A 1,742-nucleotide genomic window follows, 5' to 3' on the forward strand; every position below is an offset into this window, starting at 1 on the left:
ATCACCTCTGGGCACGACCAGCCCAGGCGTCAACGCCATCCCAACCAGGCCAGCCCTGGCCCCTACCCATCTGATCCAGGCCGACCGTGTCGAACAACGGTCAGCCCCATCCCAACCGGGCCAACCCTGGCCCCTACCCATCTGATCCTGGTGCAAGCTGCCCAGGCGTCAATGCCATCCCAACCGGGCCAGCCCTGGCCCCTTGATGATCGCCTCTGGGCACGACCAGCCCAGGCGTCACCGCCATCCCACCGTGCCCCCGCTGGCACGCCGTTCACCCTGGTGCGCTCTGCCCAGGCGTCCCGTCCTTCCATGAAATCGTTGCGTGGCTGCCGCGTCCAGCGGTGACCACCCCATCGGCTGCCCGTGCGGAGCGTGCGTCATGCACCCCCCGTCACGCGGCGGGGAGGCATGCTGACGCCGCGCCGCACGGCCACCAGGAGTCTGATCATGACCCGTTCACGCCGCCCCGTCCGCGCATGCCCCGCATGCTGCCCCCAAGCCCACTGCCTGACGCTGCCCTGCCCCGGCCACCCCGCACGCCCAACCGACACCTGGCCGACCATCCCACCTCACCCGACCCCCAGCGCCGTCGCCTGGGCCGCTCATATCCGTCGTCACCCGACCCCCTGGGCCACCCGCCCCGGCACCGTCCCACCCCGCCCAACCGACACCTGGCCGACCATCCCACCTCACCCGACCCCCAGCGCCGTCGCCTGGGCCGCTCATATCCGTCGTCACCCGACCCCCTGGGCCACCCGCCCCGGCACCGTCCCACCCCGCCCACGTGACCCCTGGGCCACCCTGCCTGGCCCAGCGCTGGGCCTCGTCCTTGACCTGGCCCACCTCACCCGGCAACCCATCACCGTCACCCTTGCCCACGGCGCCCTCACGCTGGTCAGCCGCGCCGCCTGGCACGCCGAGACCCACCTGGTCGGCCTCGCCGGGCAGGGCACCATCGGCGTGCTGCTCACCGCCGCCGCCGTCGCGCACCTCGCGACCACGCTGCGGCCCCACGCCCGTCGGGTGGCCCACGTCATCCTGACCGTGCAACGCGCAACCGGCCACGTCACCCTGACCGGGCCAACCGTCCCACGCATCACGACGGAGGTGCAGCCATGACCCCCACGGCCCCGCCCGCTGACCCCACCGTCTTTCCCAGCGCCCTCACCCTGCCCACCGGCGTTGACCCCACCCAGCCCAGCCCCGGCGCAGCGGGCCCGGGAACGTGCCCGCCCCACCCTGATCGTCGTTGACCAACTCACGCTCTGGTGAGTTCGTTCACCGCAGGCGGGTGGCCCGCCTGCGACGTACACCGAGCGTATCGCCTCACCGGGTGACGGATGGCCCGTCACCCAGTCGCACGCATCACCCCATCATATGTGCTCCCTGCCCCCGCAGGCCATCCCTGGCCCGTGGCAGGGCGGGGGACGGTCGCAGCGGGGCCAGGGACGCCCCAGGAGGTTCCCATGCCCCATTCATCACGCACGCAGGTCGCGCAGGCCACGCAGACCCCGTTGCCCGGCCTTGAGCCTGCCCCCCTGCTCGGCCACGCGCCAGGCGCGGCGTGCGCCCCGCCGGTCACCGCCCTGCACGAAGCGCTCAGCCCGTACCTTGATGTCAGCCACTTACGCCACTTGGCCGCCACGGGGGACGATCTGCGGGCGGCCTTACAGGGTGGGGGCATCCCTTTTGGGGGTAGGTTTTTTTATTCACGGGCCGAGGGAGCGTCATGACGTTCG

General features: G+C 72.2%; 3 protein-coding genes. All 3 read left to right on the top strand.

Translation table 11 applies throughout. From position 1 onward, the window contains the following. Positions 1–348, top strand: a 348-nt coding sequence (locus EYB53_RS25235) for a hypothetical protein (protein ID WP_205712780.1), incomplete at its 5' end; no start/stop codon positions are given. Positions 349–450: 102 nt separating this feature from the next. Further along, positions 451–1,122 (top strand): hypothetical protein, encoded by a 672-nt coding sequence (locus tag EYB53_RS25240; RefSeq protein WP_135482389.1) that lies wholly within the window; start codon positions 451–453, stop codon positions 1,120–1,122. A 347-nt stretch (positions 1,123–1,469) separates the two neighbouring features. Continuing rightward, positions 1,470–1,736, top strand: coding sequence for a hypothetical protein (locus EYB53_RS25245; RefSeq protein ID WP_135482391.1), 267 nt, complete (start codon positions 1,470–1,472; stop codon positions 1,734–1,736). The last annotated feature ends 6 nt before the right edge of the window (positions 1,737–1,742 follow it).

Source organism: Candidatus Chloroploca mongolica (assembly GCF_004762035.2).
Classification (GTDB): domain Bacteria; phylum Chloroflexota; class Chloroflexia; order Chloroflexales; family Chloroflexaceae; genus Chloroploca; species Chloroploca mongolica.

Excerpts from the sequence above, each read along its gene's own strand:
- EYB53_RS25240 (WP_135482389.1), top strand. The coding sequence starts at position 451 with ATGACCCGTTCACGCCGCCCCGTCCGCGCATGCCCCGCATGCTGCCCC.
- EYB53_RS25245 (WP_135482391.1), top strand. The coding sequence starts at position 1,470 with ATGCCCCATTCATCACGCACGCAGGTCGCGCAGGCCACGCAGACCCCG.